Raw genomic sequence first — 17,942 nt, forward strand, 5'->3', positions numbered from 1 at the left:
AGGGCGTGGTGTCGGCAGCCTATCACACTGCCTCGGGGATCATGGATGCGGCCCGGTCCGCCATTCGTTCACCAGAGAGACGAGAGACCAGGGAGACAAGATGCCAGGGAGTCGAGAGAGTGCCTGAAGCGAACCGGATGCGAGTCGTCATGCGAGGCCTGCTGACGTGGCTGTTGCTGACGATGCTGCTGTCGACGGCGGCCTCGGCCCAGACCACCCCCCTTTCTGCCCTGACTCCGGGGAACGGGGACGAGTCGGCCTCCCACGATCCCCAGGCCTTCCAGGCCTCGCTGGAAGAGGTGATCACCACCCTCGAGGATGCCGAGCAGCGCCAGGCCTTGCTGGAGAGCCTGCGCCAGCTGCAGCAGGCCCACGACCCGGCCGCCGAGGAGGCCGGCATCACCCGTCCCCAGGGCTTGCTCGGCGCCCTGGCGGAGACCATCAGCGACCTCGGCGAGCAGGCCGAGGCCGGCGGGTCGCCGGTGGACGAATGGCAGCGCCAGCTGCGGGAGGGCGCGTCCGACCTGGTGGCGCTGGTGGTGCAGACCGGCAATGCCGAGCTGCTGCGCTTCGTTATCGAGCTGACCGTGCTGCTGGTGATCTGGGCCGGGCTGCTGGTGATCCTGATTGCCCTGGGGCGGCTGCTGGCCAGGCGCCGGGGCTGGCCCCTGGACCTGCCCCGCGAGCCTCGGGCCTGGCTGCTGGTGGTGCACTTCCTGCGCCGCATGCTGCCCTGGGCGCTGGCCTTCCTGCTGGTGCTGGGCATCGCCCAGCTGGTGCCTGAGAGCTCGGGGCGTACCGCGACCCTGGTGATCGCCTATGTGGCGCTGTGTGGGCGCACTCTCTCGGTGGTGGTGGAGACGGTGATCTCGGTCTTTACCAGCGGTCATCGGTTCATCGCCGTGCAGATCCTGCAGCAGCAGAGCCTGAGGCCGCTGTTCATCATCGGGGCGCTGATCGCGCTGGGCGATGCCTTCAACTCCACCCGCCTCTCGGGCATCATTGGCGGCGACCTGGCGAGCCTGATGTCGGTGCTGGCCAACATGCTGGCCGCTCTGATCAGCGGGCGCTTCATCCTGCGCTTCAAGCGCCCGATCAAGCATCTGATTCGTAATCGTCCCTATACGCTGCGGCGCGACAGAGGTAGCTCCACGGAGGTGGTACGGCTGGTGGGCGGCCTGTGGCACGTGCCGGCCCTGCTGCTGGTGGGGGGCTCGCTGCTGGCGATCTTCATCACTGTGGGCGACGTCGGCACGGCGCTGGCTCGCTCGATCATCTCGGCCGCGCTGCTGGTGCTGACCCTGGTCGTCACCGGCCTGATCCGCCGGCACGGCGAGCGTCGCTCGAAGCGCCGGCGGCTGAGCGACTATCGCCGGCGCCTGGAGCGCTTCGGTTATGCCCTGGCCCATGTGCTGGCCTGGATCGCCTTCGCCGAGCTCTCGCTGCAGGTGTGGGGGGGGTCGCTGATCGGCATCGGCCAGCAGGGGGTGGCCAGCGTGCGCATCGGGCAGGCCCTGCTGGCCATCGGCTTTACCGTGCTGCTGGCCTGGCTGATCTGGATCTTCGCCGACACCGCCATCCAGCGCGCCCTGACCAGCCCGGCACGCGCCCGGGGGCGGCGGGTCAACCTGGCCCGGGCGCAGACCATCACGCCGATGATCCGCAACATCATCTTCGCCACCATCGTGATCATCGCGGCCATCGTCGGCCTGGCCAACCTGGGGGTGAACGTCACACCGCTGCTGGCCGGTGCCGGCGTGATCGGCCTCGCCGTGGGCTTCGGTGCCCAGACCCTGGTGCAGGACCTGATCACCGGCATCTTCATCCTCATCGAGGATTCGCTGGCGGTGGACGACTTCGTCAAGATCAACGGCCATATGGGCACCGTCGAGGGGCTGACCCTGCGCACTGTTCGCTTGCGCGATCTCGACGGCATCGTGCACATCATCACCTTCAGCCGCATCGAGTCCATCCACAACATGTCGCGCCAGTTCGGCATCGCCCTGATGCGGGTCCGCATCCCCTTCGACATGAAGATCGACGATGCCACCACCCTGATGCAGGAGACCGCCCTGGAGCTGCGCCAGGACCCCATGATGCGCCACTACATCTGGTCGCCGCTGGAGATGCAGGGCATCGACAGCTTCGAGGACGGCTGCGCCATCCTGCGCATGCGCTTTCGCACCGCCCCCGAGATGCAGTGGGACGTGGCGCGGGCCTTCAACCTGCTGCTCAAGCAGCGCATGGAGACGCAGTCAGTCGACCTCGGCGTGCCGCGGCTCAGCGTCAGCATGGAGGGGCGTGGTGGCGGCCGCCTGGACGGCACCGGCGAGGGCGCCGAGGCCCGCGATGCCAGCGGCCGGCGGCCCGGCGAGGCGGGCATCGCCGACCCCGCGGGCGACACCAGTGCCCGGGGCGGTTCCCCGGATCCCGCCTAGTCCCCATGGCGAGCCACCCGATCACGGTCGAGCGCCGGGACAGCCTGCACCTCAAGGTCTCTCGCGTGCTCCGCGAGGAGACCTCCCACCGGCTGGATGTGTTCCTCTTCGTGCCCGCCGAGCTGGGCCTGAACCCCCACGTACTCTCGGAGGAGGCGTTCTACCACGGCGGCATCCATGTCAAGCGCACCTACTACAGCGACCGTCACCGGCTGCCGCTGGTGATGAGCCGCCTGGCGGGCAAGCGCCTCGACGCCGGCCAGTACCGCCTGGGGCTGAGCCTCTACGCCTACCAGTACGTGGTGGCCCTGGAGCGCTCCACCCAGGCGCTGCTGGAGCTCTCGCGTCGTGTGCGGAAGGCGGAGAAGCGCGGCGACGACAGTGCCAAGAAGGACCCGGCGCCCGCCCAGAGCGCCATGGCGCAGGATGACGAGCAGGCCGACCAGTTGCGCACCCGGCTCGAGGAGACCGCCGACCTGGCCCGGGGCATCCTGGGGCGGCTGCGCCGCCAGGAGCCGGACGACGAGAGTCTGCATCGCTACTACGCCAACATCGACAACTATCTCTCCTGGTTCACCGAGCAGAGCCTGCTGGCGCTGATCGCCCAGCTGCCGCGGGGCAACGGTTACCGGGCGATCCGCGAGCGCCTGCTGGCGATATGCCGCGTCGAGATCGAGCATCGCCGCGCCCGGGAGTACAACTCCGAGCGGGTCACCCGTGACCCGACCCGGATGTCCAACAAGATGCGCCTGCTGCGGCGGCTGATCGAGTATCCCGTGACCCTCAAGCAGCGCAGCCAGGAACTCGGCGGCGGCGAGCAGAAGGCGGTGAAGGCCTTCGCCACGGCGGTGGTGATGGTCTTCGTCTCCCTGGGCCTGCTGCAGGCCCGGGCAGCCCTGGGCGACATCACCGCGCTCTTCGTGCTGACCCTGGCGGTGATCTATGCGCTGCGTGAGGTGTTCAAGGACGACCTGCGCATCACCCTATGGCGCTGGCTGCGACGCGGTCGTCCCAAGTGGCGGCGCCGCTACCTCGACCCCACCAGCAATGCCGTACTGGGCCGCCAGCTCGAGTGGTTCGACTACCAGCGCTACGCCCGGCTCGACGAGGAGATCCGCCGGGTGCGCAAGCGCAACCTGGCCCAGCGCGAGGAGGTGGTGCTGCACTACCGCTCCAACTCGCGCATGTCGCCGACCCGCTTCCTCAGCGGCTATGACCGCACCCGCGAGACCCTGACCCTGGACCTCTCGCCGCTGGCGCGACTGATGGACAAGGGCAGCCATCATGTCTACCGGCTCGAGGAGAAGGGGCAGGTGGTCCGCGAGCCGGTGGAGAAGCGCCACCTGATCAACCTGGTGATCCGCGAGGTGGAGGGCGATGGCGCGCCAATGCTGCAGCGCTGGAAGATCGTCATGAGCCGCTCGCGGATCGTCGACGTGGAGCTGGTCCACGAGGAGGGGCCGGGGCATGAGGCGTCGCGGGATGCCTGACCCGTGGCGCTTCGGGCTCAGGTCAAGATCACCCTTAAGGTCACTGGTTGTTCAGCTTATTTAGTGGCAGGCTGTTTGACAGGGCGATGCCGGTAGACTGGCCGCAAGCAGGGAACGTCACAATGATACTTAAGGAAAAGGAAGCCTATTCCGGGGGCGATGAGCGGGGCTTCTATGGCCACAAGCAGGAGCAGGACGTTGCTTTCCACCTGCGCCGGGAATTCGGGGACAGCGAGCAGGTTCGCATCATCCACGACCTGGTCATCGAGCACGGCGGCGAGCGCGCCCAGATCGACCACCTGGTGATCCATCCCTACGGCTTCATCATCATCGAATCGAAAAGCATCGTCGGTGAGGTGACGGTCAATGCCGAGGGGGAGTGGTCGCGCAGCTACAAGGGCACCTGGACGGGCATACCGTCACCGATTCGCCAGGCGGAGTTGCAGAAGCAACTCTTGCATAGGTTGATCAGGGCCAATGTAGAGTATCTTCTCGGCAAGATGTTAGGTATCCAAGCGAAAGTAGGTGGCCGCGATTGGCAGGTCCTCTGTGCCGTCTCTAGCACCGCGATCTTGCATCGCAACAAGATGCCGAAAGATGTTGCTCGCAAGGTCGTAAAGACGGAGTTTGTGGCCAAGAAAATTCGGGAGATTGTGGGTAACGTCGTTACGGAGTACCTCAAGGCCAAACCACGCTTTACCATGAAAGAGCTGGAGAACCTTGGCAATTATCTGGTCGATCACACGATGAATCTGCAGGGGAGCTCGAATAACCCCGAGCTGGAAATCGAGGCTCAGCAGCCCTCGTCCCTGAGCGCTGATTCGGTCAGCGACTCCCCGAGTCCAAGCTACATGGCCACTTCAGAGGCAGACAGCAAAGCGCCATCTGCCCCAATCAAGCCCTCGCTAAACAGCTTGATGGCCTGCAAGAATTGTGGAGAGGACAATAACCTGACTGGCATGTATGGTCAGTACGGCTACTACGTGAAGTGTGGCAGCTGCAGCGCCAATACTTCGATGAAGCAGCCATGCCCCGCCTGTGGTTGGAAGAGCGTCAAGGTATCCAAGGGCGGCCCGGATTACACGGCGACTTGTCGAAAATGTGGTCATCAATATCTAGTCTACCGACAGGCGGAAGGTGAGGTGTGATGGCTGGAAACGACCTGAAGCATCAAAACACACTCCGCACCGAAAAGGGCCCTTGTGGGAGCACTGCTTGCAGCGCGAAGGAAGGAGGCATAATGGTATAAATATGTCGAAAATCCATGCCGGCTATTGCGCGGGATCGTTGGTACCTGGCCGGCCGGTATCGACCCAAAGCCGACGTGCCAGAGAATGTTACAAGTATGCGCATCGGTGTGGGAGCGGGAAATTAGGGTCTGTCTCTGATTGTGATTTGATTGTAATTCCTGATTGTAGTTATAAGCGAATGGTATGAGCGCGTTGTCAGAGATGTTTCCTAATGGAAATGATGCCGGAAGCCTGTTCGCCATGCCATGGTGGTAGCGGCACCAGCGTATTTTTCTTTAATACTAGGCGGTGCTAACAGGATTCGGAATCTTGCCGTTGAACGTTACCTATAATCTTGGGTCAAAAAAAATTGACGAGAGTATTGATCTTGCGAACCTTCATCATGTTGTTGGCAGGCAGCCTTCTGATTCCGGCTGGCGCCTTAGCGCAGGATCGCCTGTATGTCTACCAGGAAAGCAATGTTCGTTCGGAAATGATATTGATTGCACCCTGCCCGGAAGAGGAGGCGCGGATGGAGAGGCTATAGGAATGTTAGTCTATGCTGATAAATAGGTTTTGTGCCGGAATTGACATGCTGGAAAAGCTAGCGAGTACGTTCATTGGGCATATGCAGCATGCACGATGATTGGCAGTTATACTGCCGAGCTATACTTAATACTTAAGGATTTCAATAGGATGAGAGGTGGCTAAACGCGAAGCATAACATTATTTAATACGATAAAGGCGCGTTCAAGTGAAATTTCGAGCATGCCGCCTAATACCTGTAGCCCTGACAACAACGGAGTAGCGATCCATTTGATATGGTAATCAATCAAATATCACTGAATCCGTCTACAATTGCTCGCGTATTAGGAGCAGTGGCTTGTCTTCTGGCTCTGGCCAGCATCGGAGGGCAGTTGACGACATATCTGACTGGGAATAACCATGTTAATGGGGTTGTTCGGCTCTTTTACGTCGACGATGAGAAGAATATCCCGACCGGTTTCTCTACGTTTCTATTGCTTTTCGCAGCTCTACTTCTTGCGGTCATTACCGTGCTTAAAAGGAAGAAAACCGGTTCTCCCGTGTCGCATTGGGCAATCCTTTCATGCGGATTCTTGTTCATGGCAGTTGATGAGGCATGGTCATTTCATGAGAGATTGATTAAGCCGGTAAGCCAGCTGTTGGGTGATGACAATCTCGGCATCTTCTATTACGCTTGGGTCATTCCTGGCATCGCACTTGTACTCGTTCTCGCGTTGTTCTTCCTGGGGTTCTGGTTGCGTCTTCCTGCGAAAACGAGACTCACTTTCTTGATGGCTGCGACCCTCTACATCGGGGGGAGCATCGGTGTCGAGCTTATCGGGGGACACTTCGCTGAAATGCACGGCCAACGTAATTTTACTTACAGCATGATAGCAACTGTGGAGGAAAGTCTTGAGATGGCAGGTGTTATTATATTTATCTGGGCGCTGCTGGTATATATCGCTGACAGCTACAAAGAAGTGCGATTTCGGTTTGATGGAGTTTGTGGGAACGAAACGATCGACGCCACCTAATGCATTCTCAGTAACATGTCCGTAACCAACGATTTTGAAAGGATATCGGTTTTTGCTGTGCTGGATATCAGGGAACGCTCCTACCCGACAAGTTACGTTATGACATCTCGCAGCCGCAGGCAGGGTGAGGGCTAATAAAGCGCTCCACTGGACGGGGACTCCGCTGCGCTCTATCCCCGCCAGTGAGCTTGGGCGTTATACATCAGAAAAACTTCAATGGCCGCTTCTGGACGCTGCAATCACCGCCAACGTTAGCTGAGGATGTGCATTGCCGAATGGAAGCATTACCAATCCAAAACGACAAGCCTTTAACCGTCTTCATCTTTGGAGCTGGCGCTTCTTATGCTGATGGAGTGCCTCTGCAATCGGATATTTTGCCTCAAATAATTCAAGACTCATACCCTCAACTCAAGCAATCAGATACAGCAAGACGATTGCGTAACTTTCTGATCGAATATTTTGCACATGGGAAGAAAGCACCTGTAATGACCCCCTGGTTTCTGCATAGCCTACGCAGCTGTAAGCGCTCCACAAACCCCATCTTCTGCAGCTGAATAGTGTCCGTCAGACTGGTGTCACCCGATTCCAAGGAGGACACCATGACCGACCTCACCTCGACACAGGCCTTCTGGCTGGGCCATCTGTTCCATGCCTCCTCTCGGCAACTATCGCTGAGCGAGTACGCAGACGAGCAAGGGCTGGAGCTGTCGTCACTGCTGGCGTGGGAGCAGCGCCTGGTCGTGCAGGATGTGCCTGTGCCACCTCGCCATCGGCCGCAGCGCTTCGTCGCCGTGGAGGTGGCCCGATGATTCGGCCGGACACCGGATTGCGGGTCTACCTCTGCCGCGAGCCCGTCGATATGCGCAAGCAGATCGACGGGCTGGCCCTGCTCGTTCAGGAGGCCATGGAGCTCAATCCCTTCGAGGAGGCAGTGTTCGTGTTCGGCAACCGCCAGCGCGACAATATGAAGCAGCTGTTCTGGGAACGTAACGGCTTCGTGGTCTGGTATAAGCGCCTGGAGCGCGAGCGCTTCAAGTGGCCTGACCGCCTGGAAGGCGACACGGTCTCGCTGTCGGGCCAGGAGCTGAATTGGCTTCTTGATGGCTATGACCTCAGCGCCATGCAGCCCCATAAGGCCTTGGATTTTCAGGCAGTTGGTTGATGTTTTTGCTGCCTGCGGTGGCACTGCTTGGTAAAATATCGGCATGACTTCGTCGGCCTCACCTTCCTTTGCCAGCGTCTCCCAGCTGCGCACCTGGCTCGACAAGTCGCTGACGCAGGTGCTGCCAAAGAGCGCGCTGGGCAAGGCACTGCACTACCTGGATGGCCAGTGGCAGCGGCTGACCCGCTTCCTCGATGATGGGCTGATCCCGCTGGACAACAACGCAGTAGAAAATGCCATTCGTCCCTTCGTGGTGGGTCGAAAAAACTGGCTATTTAGCCAAACACCGAGCGGCGCGCAGGCCAGTGCGGCGATCTACAGCCTGGTCGAGACGGCGAAGGCCAACGGCCTGTCACCCTACGACTACCTGCAATTCGTGTTCGAGACCCTGCCGACACTCGGCGAGGATGATGATCTCGACACGCTGCTCCCCTGGCGCTGGAAAGAGACTCGACCGGTCTGAGTCAGGCCGGAACAGATGGGGTTGGTGGAGCGCTTACGCGATCAAGGAGATGGACGACAGCCCGATGAAAACGCTACTGCTGGCGATTGAGAAGGAAAAGGTCAGTACCCGCGCCACGGCTGAGCACCCGTTTCATGTCCTCAAGAATCTCTTAGGCTACCGGAAGGTGTGCTACAAGGGGTTGGCCAAGAACCAGGCTCACCTGTTCACCCTTTTGGCTCTCGGCAATCTGGTGCTGGCAGGACGGTGCCAGGGCCGTGCTGACGGGGGCAGTGTGTCTTGAATCTGGCCTGGCGGCCGGATAATCCGGCTAACAGGCAAAAATGCCACCTGAGGTGGTCAGCAAGTGATCGCTGACACGGTGCTTGAGCCTCGCTGATCGCTTGAGGCACCCGTGCTGAATTGTACAGCGGCTCCCTAGATGAACAGCAAATCGCCTTCTTGCGCTAAAATACATGATAATCGATGGAGTAGCCGCGCTATGCCTTGTCATGACCGCTATGGTTTGCCTCTCTCGACAAGCTCCGATTTCGCGGCCGAACAGTACCAGACGGGCCTCGATCTCCTCCTCTCGCTCTGGCCGGGGGCATCACAAACATTGGAGGAGGCGATCACCGCTGATCCGTCCTTTGCCTTGGCGTATGCGGCGCGCGCACGCCTTCATGCCATTCAAGCCGAATCTGCGGAGGCGCTTTCTAGAATCGCTACCGCCGAGGAACTCGTCGCCCGGCATGGGACCGAGCGGGAGCGGAGTCATGTTGGCGTCCTGTCTCTCGCGATCAACGGCCAGGCCGCCATGGCACTCGACGGCGCGCTTGCGCACGCCGACCGCTGGCCACGGGACATTTTGATCTTGTCGCTGCCCCTTGGAGCCTTTGGTCTCTTTGCGTTTTCCGGCATGGCGGATCATGACCAGGCACGGGTGGATCTCTGCGAGCGTCACGCTCGACACTTCGAGGCCGATGACTGGTGGTTCCTGACCTACCGGGGCTGGGCCCATGGCGAGAATGGCAACGTGACGCTCGGCCGGGAGCTGACGCAGCGTGGCCTGGAGGTACGTCGAAACAATGTAAATGCTGCCCATGCCTTCGCCCATGTGCTCCATGAGTCCGGAGCCAGCGATGAGGCCGAGGCGCATATCACCGACTGGTTGCCGGGATACGACCGAAGCGGAATTCTGCATGGCCATATCGCCTGGCACGGTGCGCTGGTTGCGCTGGAGAAAGGCGATGCAGAGCGGGCGTTGACTATCTACGGGGAGCATGTCGCGCCTTCCGCCTCGACGGGGGTGCCGATCAACGTGGTCAGTGACACCTCGTCGTTCCTGTGGCGTCTCCAGGCCTATGACCATGCCGTCCCGGCGGGACTATGGGATGAGGCGGCGTCGTATGCGTCCAATTACTTCCGTCAGGCCGGCTTCCCCTTCGCCGATTTCCATATGGCACTTATCGCAGCGGCGACCGGCGACTTTAGAGCGCTGGAGAGCCGTGTGGCGGCGCTGACCGATCTGGTCGAGGCCGGATCACTCGCCGCTGGGCCTGTGGTACCTGCGATCTGCCGAGCCGCCCGGGCCTTCGCTGAGGAGGACTACGCCGGCTGCGCGCGCCTGCTGGAACACATGGCAAGCGAGGTCGTGCGGATTGGCGGCAGCGGCGCCCAGCGGGAGATCGTCGAAGATACCCTGCTCGTGTCGCTGATGCGCAGCGGCGAGGCGGACAAGGCACGGGCCCTGCTCGACAAGCGATTGCACCGTCGGCCGTCGCCGCGCGATACGCACTGGCGCAATTCCCTCGTGTCCGGATAGGCCTGCACCGCAGGCATTCCCTGTTTCCCTGAGTCGAGCCGAGTCTTGCATTCGCGTCTGCAAAGCTCGGCCATCTCGGCTCGATAGTTCTGAGAGAATATGCAGATGGCATCACTAATCGAGGTGCTGATGGCCACGGCAGGCAAGGCCTCATTGAGGACATCAGCGACATGAACTCGAGCGTGGCTCTGTGGATGCTCGCCCTGATGCAAAGGCCTGCTGGTAGCTAGATACCATCTACAACAGCCAGACGATGCGCAACTTCGTCGGTATCGATCTGGCCGTCGAGAGCGTGCCGGATGCCACCACGCTGCTGCGTGTCAGCCACCTGCTGGAAAAGCATGTCCTAACCCAACGGATCTTCGAGGAGATTAACGCTACCCCGGCCGAGCAGGGCCAGTTCATGCGCGAGGGCACCATCGTCGACGCCACCATCGTGGCGGCCGGACCTTTAACCAAGAACAAGGCCAAGCAACGCGATTCGGAGATTAAGCAAACCAGGAAGGGCAAGCAGTTTTACTTCAGCATGAAGGCCTAGATCGGCGTCGATGCGGTCACCGGCCTGATCCACAGTGTCGCTACGACCTCGGCCAATGTGGCCGAGGTCACCATGGCCGGCGCACTGGGCTGGGAGGACGACGAGCTGGTATACGGCGATGCGGCTATACTGGAACGTGGAAGAGCTTGTGAAAAGGAAAGGATGCCCCTGACTCTCTCGTTGGCATATAGGGTGCGAAGCATAACGATAGAATCGAAGATAATATTAATGTACTGCCAAATACAACATTAGCTTGTTCTGCAACAAGGAAAGTCAACATGAGCGCGAAAGACGAGGTTCGTAAAGCATCAGAAGATTTCTACGTGGCATTGAATCGCATGGCGAACGGAGATGCCAGTTCTTTGGCGGATATATGGTCTCATAGCGCGGAGGTGACGGCCATGCATCCGGTTGGCGGTCGGCACGTTGGTTGGGATGCGATCAGGGAATCGTTTGACAAAGTGTCTCAACTCGCTTCAGGCGGAAATATTGCGTTGCACGATCAACTGATCCAGGTTGCTGGGGATGTTGCCTATGAAGTAGGTGTCGAGCAGGGAGAGCTTACAATGGGTGGGCATCAGGCCAGCATCGATCATCGCGTTACGAACCTCTATCAGCGAGAAGCCGGAACGTGGAAACTGATTCATCATCACACGGATACTTCTCCAGCGATGCTCGAAGTTCTAAGCCGATTGCAAACCGGGCAATCGTGAGCAGGCAAGCAGCAAACCGGCGAAGGTGGTCGGAGTGTCCTAGACTCGCTGGTATGGCGGGGCCGCCAGCAAGCGTGGCCGTTTTCCGGCGCTGCTCGAGGGCAGGGCCGATAGGCGCGTGGCCGCCCAGTGACTGCGGTGGTGTTGTGAACGACGCAGGTGGATTTCCTGTCCTTTCCAAGGGAGGTCACCATGACTTTACGACCCGACCCGACATTCCACGCCACGGCGCAGCTGGCCATGCAGGCGCCCGTGGAGAACTATGGCTTCACCGTGATGCTCAGCCCGGACGGCGCGCAACCGGACGCGCTCGCCGTGGTCGATCTGAATCCGGACTCCGACCGCTATGGCACCATCGTGAACACCCTGGCCATGCCCTATACAGGTGACGAGTTCCATCATTTTGGCTGGAACGCCTGTTCCTCGTCGCTGTCGCCGATGTCCGGCCATGCCTTCCTCGAGCGTCGCTACCTGATCGTGCCGGGGATCCGGTCCTCGCGCATCTACGTGATCGACGTGAAAGACCCGCTTGACGCGAATATCCACAAGATCATCGAGCCCGAAGAGGTTTTCGAGAAGACCGGTTATTCGCGCCCCCACACCGTCCATTGCGGGCCCGAGGGCATCTATATCTCGACACTCGGTGGCGGCGGTGCGGACGGCACGGACGGGCCGCCCGGCGTCTTCATCATGGATTGCGAGACCTTCGAGATCCTCGGCCGTTACGAGATGGACCGGGGCAAGCAGGACAAGCATTACGATTTCTGGTGGAACCTGCCGCAGGACTACATGGTCAGTTCCGAATGGGGGCTGCCGCCGCAGTTCGAGAATGGCATCGTCGCCGAGGACCTTCTGGCGAACCAGTACGGCCATTCAATCCACTTCTGGGATCTGCGCCGGCGCAAGAATATCCAGACGATGGATTTCGGCGAGAACTACCAGATGGCGCTGGAGATCCGGCCCGCGCACGACCCGAAGAAATCCTACGGTTTTTGCGGCATTGTCGTGGACACCACTAATCTGCAAGGCGCGATCTTCACCTGGTGGCGCGGTGACGATGGCACCTGGCAGTCCAAAAAGACCATCACCATCGATCCGCGCCCCGAGGCGGCGGAAAACCTGCCGCCGCTCCTGCAGGGATTCGAGGCGGTGCCACCGCTGGTCACCGATATCGATCTCAGTCTCGACGACAAGTACCTGTACGTGGCCTGTTGGGGCCTGGGCGAGATGCACCAGTATGACGTGTCGGACCCCATGAACCCGGTCCTGACCGGAAAGGTGGAACTGGGCGGCATCGCCCGAGGCACGCCCCATCCAGGCGGCGGAGCCTTCGCCTTTGGCCCGCAGATGGTCGAGATCAGCCGCGACGGCAAACGGGTCTACTGGACCAACTCGCTCTATTCCTCATGGGACAACCAGTTCTACCCCGGGCAGGAGGGCGGCCAGATGGTCATGGCCCGTGTCGGTGACAATGGCGGTCTGACGCTCGATCCCGATTTCTACGTCGATTTCCCCAAGGGCTATCGCGCCCACCAGATCCGGCTTGAGGGCGGCGATTGCTCGACCGACAGTTTCTGCTATCCCAACCTCTAAATGGGGCTCGACGACGCGGGTACGGTGACGGTCCTTTGGGGGGCCGTCCTGCTTTCCGGGTTCTATCACGGCGTCAATCCCGGGATGGGGTGGCCGCTTGCCGTATCGTCCGGCTTGATGGACGGGCGGGGCCAGGCCATGGTCAATGCGCTCGGGGCGCTGGCGGCCGGCCACTTTTTGGCGATGCTGGCGATCCTGCTGCCTTTCTCCATGATGACCGTATTGCTCGACTGGCAGACCGAAATCCGCGTCGGCGCCGCAGCACTGGTGATCGCCGCAGGTGCCTACTTGCTGATCAATCGCCGGCATCCGAGGATTCTTGCCCGGGTGCATCCCTCGCGACTGGTGCTCTGGTCGTTTCTCGCCGCGATGGCGCACGGTGCCGGCTTGATGCTGCTGCCGATCTACCTGGGCATTTCCGGAACTGAGCCGGGCGAGGCCGGCCACGCGGCCGCGCGCGAACTGATGGGGCGCAACATCGGCTCGGCGTTCATCGTGGCGCTGGCGCATACCGCTGCCATGACGGTGGCCGGCGGCGTGATCGCCGCAGGGACCTATTACTACCTCGGGCTCAGGTTTCTGAAGCGCACATGGTTCAACCTCGATGTGGTCTGGGCGTTGACCCTGATCCTTGTCGGTCTCTCGGGGCTGTATCTGGCCGTCAACGGGCACTGACGCAGGCGCGGACACGATCTCGGGTCTGCTCCGTCCAACCAGTGGCTTCAGATCCGCAATAACAGGTGACGGACTGGAACTGCCCGGTTCGGCGTTAGAGTAAGAATCCCCGGCGCCAGCGCTGCTACGCCCCAGCCGATCGCCAGCGACTACACTTCATTCGCCACGCAAGGGAATTCGGCTTCTCTGTCGACCCGATTCGCGAACTCATCGCCTTCGCCTCGGACGGAGACCGCTCCTGCGCCGACATCGACGCCATCGCCCGTTACCACTGGCATTATATCAGCGCTCACTCAAAGACCGCTTCTGGCCAGCTGGAGCAGCTAAGTCTACGCTAATGCAGGATCATGAAAGTGGATATCCTTTTCTCCCCCGCAAAACCTAGCACCTTACTGCTGTGTAGGCCGACCCCATGCCCGCGGAGGAGTCGTCATGTCGTCGTCTCCTAATGTGCCTTCCGACCGCCCCGGTTTATTCATCTCCTACGCTCGCGATGACGATGAGGCTTTCGCGAAGCGGCTGTGGCTTGACTTGGAGAAGCACGGGTTCCGTGTGTGGTGGGACCGCGAGGCGATGGAGAGCCGCGGGCGCTCCTTCCTCCGAGAAATAAGGGATGCCATCGCCGCTGCCGAGCGCGTGCTGCTGATTGTCGGGCCGCGAGTGAGACACTCGCCCTACATCGAGGTGGAGTGGCGCCACGCTTTGCGGGAGGGCGTAGTCGTGACTCCGTTGCTCCGTTTGGGCGACTACGAGGAGGTACCGGAGGCGCTGCGGCCGCTGCACTGCGAGGATGTGCGGTCATCGATTCCCGAGATGGAGGCACTGGAAAAGGTACGGCGCATCATCTCAACCCCGGTTCCTGCTCTTGCACCCCTCGTGGGGGTCCCGCGGCTGCCGACACCGTACCTTGAGCGGCCTGACCGGCTGGACCACCTGCGGTCACGCGTTCTGATCGACTCGTATAGACCCATCGACCTCCAACCTGACCAGCGCATTACGTCACTCACCGGGATGGGTGGCGTTGGGAAGAGTGTGCTGGCGGCGGCGCTCGCACAGGCTCCGGATGTGCGGCGCTCCTTCGCAGATGGCATATACTGGATCGCTGTCGGTCGCGACGCCAGTACGCTTCGCACCTTGACCCGCGTCGGCCTGGCAGTTAACGATGACGCCGTAGACCGCTACTCCGGCGTAGCCGAAGCGAGGCTGCTGCTGGGAAAGACGCTGGCAAAGAAGAACTGCCTGCTTGTGCTGGACGACGTTTGGGAAGTGGAAGTGGCCGAGGCGCTCCACACCGCGGCGGGGAAGAACGTCCGCATCCTGCTGACCGGCCGGAAACGGCAATTGTTCGCTTCTGCCGGCGTGCACGAGATTCCTGTCGACGAACTGTCGAAGGGCGAAGCCCTGAATCTGCTTGCTGATTGGACGGAAGCATCCTGCGACAAACTGCCCCCCGAGGCGGCGGAGATCGCTAAAGAGTGCGGCAATCTACCCTTGGCTCTCGCTATGATCGGCGCGACGATTCGAGGGCGACCGGATCGCTGGGGCCACGCGTTGGAACGCCTGCGTCGGGCGGATCTCTCGAAGATCCAGAGGAAGCTGCCGGATTACGCATATGAGACGCTCGACCGCGCCATGCTGGTGAGCTTCGAGGATCTCGATCAGGATCGACAACAGAGGTACCTTGACCTCGTTGCTGTTCCGGAAGACACCGCGGCGCCGGCCGCCATGTTGCGTGCGTGGTGGGCGCACGAGGGGATGGACGAGCTGGACGCGATTCAAGTGCTGGACGACTTGGTCGACCGTTCGTTGCTGCGCATGGATGAGCGCCAGGCGTATACACTCCATGACGTGCAGCGCGATTTTCTCGTCATGCGCACAGCGGACATGAGTGCGTTGCACGCCCGTTGGCTTGCTGCATTTGCACCGCCCACTCCCGACGGCTGGGCTGCCGTGGAGGACGATGGCTATCTGTTCGATCATTTAGGACACCATCTGCGCGGTGCGGGACGAGAGGACGAATGGCGCGAGCTGCTCGTTTCTTTCGGTTGGTTGGAGCGGAAGACCAGGGTCTGCGGTTTTCCGGCCATACTGCTGGATCTGGCAGCATATTCCACGGACAGCGGAATCGGCCCCTTGTACCGTAGCTGTCGTCGCGCGGCCCACATCTTAACGAATGATCCAGCGCAGCTCGCAGCACAGCTGCTTGCGCGAATAGATGCGTCCCCCGCGCTTGAGCCGCTTCTCGAGGGAGCACGGGCCTGGCGCGGTGGACCATGGCTCCGCCCTGTGACACCGTCCCTTGGGGAAGAGGGGGAGCCGATGCTCGCCGTCTTCCGCGGGCGGGAGGAGGACGGCCACGCCGGCACGCCCCGCAGTATCGCTCTCTCGGCGGACGGCAGCCTGATCGCGTCCGGTGGTGGGTCGAGCAACGACCTCACTGTGAAGGTGTGGTCGGTGAGCGCCGCAATGCTGCTGCGCACGTTTGCGGGGGCGGTCGAGGCCGGCGGCGCCACCTCGCTGGCGTTCGTAGCGCCAGATGGGCGTCTGGCTGGGGCAAGCCGCAGCGAAGTGCGCCTCTACGCGCTCGATGCCGATGAGCCGGTAGCTCTGCGCAAATTCGACGGTGCGTACGTCTCCTGCATCTGCGGAGATGGCCACGCAGGCATCGTCTTTGTCGGTTTCGATGATGGTCGCGTTTTGGCGTGGGACCCGGCGACCAACACGACGGTGGAGCTGCGCGAGCCCGAAGGCGACAGAGTGATTGCCTTGGCACATGCGTCCTACTCGCCGCGTTTGGCCATTGCCACGGCTTCGGTGATCGAGTGTCGTGACGCGCAAGATGGGCAACCGGTTGGGCGACTCGAGGAGGGAATGGGGAACAGCGAGTTGCACTTCCAAGCGCCGCCGCTCGTTTTAACGCCGAACGGCTCGCGAATGTTCTTCGGTAATCCAGCGCGCGCGTGGACGGTCAGTGAACCCGAAGCCGCGCCGCTGCTAGAAACCACCAATGCCGAACGCGTTGTTGGCCTGACCGACGATGGGGCTGTGGCGCTCACCGCGCCCGACGACCATGAGCTCGTTGCGATCGAGGTGGCAACCGGACGGCGAATCGGCCGAATCTGGAATTCACGCGAGTTCTCGTGCCTGGCGCTCGCATGCGACAGCCGCATGGTCGCGACAGGTGACTACGAGCATGACGTAAAACTCTGGAACTTCACACATGCGGAGACAGAGCCGCCGGGGTGGGAGCGCCGTGACCCCGTACGGTCCGTAGCGGTATGCGACAATCCGAGTCTTGCATTTGTTGCCACCGACGACCGTCATGAGTTGTGGGACACAGCAACCAGCGCACCGCTCGATGAGCAGGGACAGCTTGCTTCCGATCGCGTCGAGCGCCGCAGTAAGCCGCTACTCGACCCAAGGATAGAGCAGAAGGTGCGGGCACAGCTCGAAGAGGCGTTCAGTGTGATAGATGGAACAGAAACCGATCGTTTCTTCCGTCACAGTAGGCCGCTACTCGGCCTGTGGAAAAAGCTGCGAGCACGGCTCGAAAAGGCACTCGGCGCGACAAGAGACGACATGACCTACACGGTGATCCACCAAACGGAGATCCCTGTGGGCGTGCTGGCATTTTCCCAAACAGCAAGTCGAGCCGTCTCAGCGCCGCGCTACCTGGCGAAGTTCACTGACATGGAGGAGACGACATCCGACAGCGCGGACGTCGGCGGTGATTACCCTCTCCACCTTTGGGATTTAGAGAAGATCCGTGAGCCCCGATTCCTACGCGGCCATAGGATGCCTATCACTTGTGCGGACATGACTGTAGATGGCACACGTGCCCTTACTGGATCATGGGGGCGGCTCCTCCGCCTGTGGGATCTGGATGCTGGCGTCTGCCTCAAGATTCTGCGCGGCCACCGCGGCATTGTGTTCGATTGCTCGCTTACCGAAGACGCACAGCTGGCGGTTTCCGGCTCGGAGGACATGACGGTGCGGCTCTGGGAACTGGCGCAGGGGAAGCTGCTATTCACATTCGCAACTTCGAGCGCTGTGATTTCGTGCGACATAGCGAGGGACGGCTCGGTAGCGATCGCCGCCGAGGTATCAGGTCGTGTGCACACGTTTTCGGTAGACGGGCTAACGAGGCCATGAGTAAGCGTTCGGGCATCACCGCCGGCGCATGGTCAGGCGGTTTTTTGCCAGTTCTGCGGAAGGAGCTCGTGGAGCTGGCTGGCTTTCTGGGTCGGCAACCGTTCCAGCACGTCCTTCAGGTAGGCG

General features: G+C 61.1%; 12 protein-coding genes and 4 pseudogenes. 15 read left to right on the forward strand and 1 reads right to left on the reverse strand.

What is annotated here, in order from left to right; genetic code table 11:
* The first annotated feature begins 149 nt into the window (after nucleotides 1-149).
* The 15 genes and pseudogenes from M8009_RS06635 (at nucleotide 150) to M8009_RS06710 (ending at nucleotide 17,816) form a co-directional block, all read left to right on the forward strand.
* Nucleotides 150-2,438 (forward strand): mechanosensitive ion channel family protein, encoded by a 2,289-nt coding sequence (locus M8009_RS06635; protein WP_250060030.1) that lies wholly within the window; start codon nucleotides 150-152, stop codon nucleotides 2,436-2,438.
* Between the two features lie 5 nt (nucleotides 2,439-2,443).
* A complete protein-coding gene (locus M8009_RS06640; protein WP_250060031.1) occupies nucleotides 2,444-3,928 on the forward strand; it encodes a hypothetical protein in 1,485 nt (494 codons plus the stop codon).
* Nucleotides 3,929-4,050: 122 nt separating this feature from the next.
* On the forward strand, nucleotides 4,051-5,076 hold the full coding sequence (locus M8009_RS06645; RefSeq protein ID WP_250060032.1) for a nuclease-related domain-containing protein: 1,026 nt from the start codon (nucleotides 4,051-4,053) through the stop codon (nucleotides 5,074-5,076).
* A 902-nt stretch (nucleotides 5,077-5,978) separates the two neighbouring features.
* On the forward strand, nucleotides 5,979-6,716 hold the full coding sequence (locus M8009_RS06650; protein ID WP_488592965.1) for a hypothetical protein: 738 nt from the start codon (nucleotides 5,979-5,981) through the stop codon (nucleotides 6,714-6,716).
* A gap of 599 nt (nucleotides 6,717-7,315) precedes the next feature.
* Nucleotides 7,316-7,525, forward strand: coding sequence for a hypothetical protein (locus tag M8009_RS06655; protein ID WP_250060034.1), 210 nt, complete (start codon nucleotides 7,316-7,318; stop codon nucleotides 7,523-7,525).
* Complete coding sequence (tnpB, locus tag M8009_RS06660) at nucleotides 7,522-7,878, forward strand: IS66 family insertion sequence element accessory protein TnpB (protein ID WP_250060035.1); 357 nt, start codon at nucleotides 7,522-7,524, stop codon at nucleotides 7,876-7,878. Before M8009_RS06655 ends, tnpB begins: the two co-directional genes overlap by 4 nt.
* Before the next feature lie 76 nt (nucleotides 7,879-7,954).
* A pseudogene (locus M8009_RS06665) lies at nucleotides 7,955-8,341 on the forward strand (IS66 family transposase); the annotation flags it as partial.
* A gap of 40 nt (nucleotides 8,342-8,381) precedes the next feature.
* Nucleotides 8,382-8,624: pseudogene (locus M8009_RS06670) on the forward strand (transposase); the annotation flags it as partial.
* Between the two features lie 198 nt (nucleotides 8,625-8,822).
* Nucleotides 8,823-10,145: a tetratricopeptide repeat protein gene (locus M8009_RS06675; RefSeq protein WP_250060036.1), complete on the forward strand. Its 1,323-nt coding sequence runs from the start codon at nucleotides 8,823-8,825 to the stop codon at nucleotides 10,143-10,145.
* 229 nt (nucleotides 10,146-10,374) lie between these two features.
* Nucleotides 10,375-10,832: pseudogene (locus M8009_RS06680) on the forward strand (IS5 family transposase); the annotation flags it as partial.
* Nucleotides 10,833-10,961: 129 nt separating this feature from the next.
* Nucleotides 10,962-11,396, forward strand: coding sequence for a YybH family protein (locus tag M8009_RS06685; RefSeq protein ID WP_250060037.1), 435 nt, complete (start codon nucleotides 10,962-10,964; stop codon nucleotides 11,394-11,396).
* A gap of 192 nt (nucleotides 11,397-11,588) precedes the next feature.
* Nucleotides 11,589-12,989 carry a selenium-binding family protein gene (locus tag M8009_RS06690; protein ID WP_250060038.1) on the forward strand — a complete coding sequence of 467 codons (1,401 nt, stop codon included), beginning with the start codon at nucleotides 11,589-11,591 and terminating at the stop codon, nucleotides 12,987-12,989.
* Complete coding sequence (locus tag M8009_RS06695) at nucleotides 12,990-13,664, forward strand: hypothetical protein (protein WP_250060039.1); 675 nt, start codon at nucleotides 12,990-12,992, stop codon at nucleotides 13,662-13,664.
* A gap of 116 nt (nucleotides 13,665-13,780) precedes the next feature.
* A pseudogene (locus tag M8009_RS19070) lies at nucleotides 13,781-14,002 on the forward strand (MerR family DNA-binding protein); the annotation flags it as partial.
* A 94-nt stretch (nucleotides 14,003-14,096) separates the two neighbouring features.
* Nucleotides 14,097-17,816, forward strand: coding sequence for an NB-ARC domain-containing protein (locus M8009_RS06710; RefSeq protein WP_250060040.1), 3,720 nt, complete (start codon nucleotides 14,097-14,099; stop codon nucleotides 17,814-17,816).
* Nucleotides 17,817-17,848: 32 nt separating this feature from the next.
* Here M8009_RS06710 and M8009_RS06715 read toward each other — a convergent pair.
* Nucleotides 17,849-17,942 (reverse strand): transposase domain-containing protein (locus M8009_RS06715; protein WP_250059491.1); only part of this gene is annotated, 94 nt, incomplete at its 5' end.

It is taken from the genome of Halomonas gemina (assembly GCF_023554995.1).
Classification (GTDB): domain Bacteria; phylum Pseudomonadota; class Gammaproteobacteria; order Pseudomonadales; family Halomonadaceae; genus Halomonas; species Halomonas gemina.